Genomic DNA, 1,199 nt, shown 5'->3' on the forward strand with positions numbered 1-1,199 from the left:
CTTATTTTTTCATTATTAAACGGTGAGACAATAAAGGGCAAAATGATAGGCTTTGGCCAGTATGAGATTTTATTAGAATCTGGAAATAAGAAATTAATCCTGCTTAAGCAGGGAATAATGAAAATAGAGGTGTTATGAAATGAATCTAGACAGTTTTATAGAATCAGAGGAATTGAATGATAAAGAGGTAAAGAAGGTTAAAGAGTATATAGAATCCTTAAAAAAATCAAAAGAAAAACAGGGAAATGAGGAATGCCCTTACTGGAAAAGGGGATGCAATGACCAGATATGCCCAATGCTTAAGGACAATTCCAAATATATTTGGTATTCAGATGAGGATCCATGCAATAATCCTGAATATAAGGATAATATTATTGCAATAAACCAGAAAAAACTTAAAAAGAAGAATGCAAAAGGATATTTTACTTACAATATGCTTAACAGGAATTTCATCATAAAAAGGGGCATAGAGGGAATCGATCCAGATGTTCCCGATTCAGTGGAATCAAAAGGCCAGAAGGCCATAGATAAATTATACAGGGACAGGGAGGAATCATGGCTTAATTCACATCCAGAGATTAGCGATAAACAGATTGAAAAGAACAGAAATTTAGCAATGAAAGGTTCAGAGGCATTAAAAAGATACATGGAGGGAAAAAAATAATGCTGATATATTGCATCTTTAAAAAAAATAATGGCTTTATAATGTATTCAGAGAAATCAACATTAACTAATAGTATAATTACACATCAAGGGCATATTATAAACAAAAAGCAAATATTAAAACATCCAAAACAGTTTAAAGAATCAATTAAAAAGTTATCATCTATTTTTTACATCCATGCCAATCAAAAAATAATGCTGATATATTATAATTTAAGGGAAAAAAATCATTTTCTTTATATACTTTTCAAAATAAAGGCACTCAAGGGTATAATTATGCCTAAAACATCATTAATATCTAAAAATGCCATTTATGGATATAATTTCCCATTTAAGATGCCTTTTCATCCAGGGCCTGATATAAATGAACCATTACCGGAAGATCCAGGGGATGATTCAGATGATTAAGAATGGTAAATTTTTTATGGACCTTCCAGAGGACTGGAATAAAATTATAAAGGCATTGAGAACAAGGCCCATGGATATCTATGAGTTAAGGAATGAAACAAATATTGAATTTGAAAAATTAAAGGAAA

The 1,199-nt window shown here is 30.5% G+C and carries 2 protein-coding genes; both read left to right on the forward strand.

The window, feature by feature from the left end; genetic code table 11:
- Positions 1-139: 139 nt before the first annotated feature.
- The gene (locus AOG55_RS06400; RefSeq protein ID WP_054963976.1) at positions 140-664 is read left to right on the forward strand and encodes a hypothetical protein; all 525 of its coding nucleotides are present in this window, start codon (positions 140-142) and stop codon (positions 662-664) included.
- Between the two features lie 275 nt (positions 665-939).
- Positions 940-1,071 carry a hypothetical protein gene (locus AOG55_RS09770; RefSeq protein ID WP_269082273.1) on the forward strand — a complete coding sequence of 44 codons (132 nt, stop codon included), beginning with the start codon at positions 940-942 and terminating at the stop codon, positions 1,069-1,071.
- Positions 1,072-1,199 lie beyond the last annotated feature (128 nt).

The organism is Acidiplasma cupricumulans (genome assembly GCF_001402935.1).
GTDB lineage: Archaea > Thermoplasmatota > Thermoplasmata > Thermoplasmatales > Thermoplasmataceae > Acidiplasma > Acidiplasma aeolicum.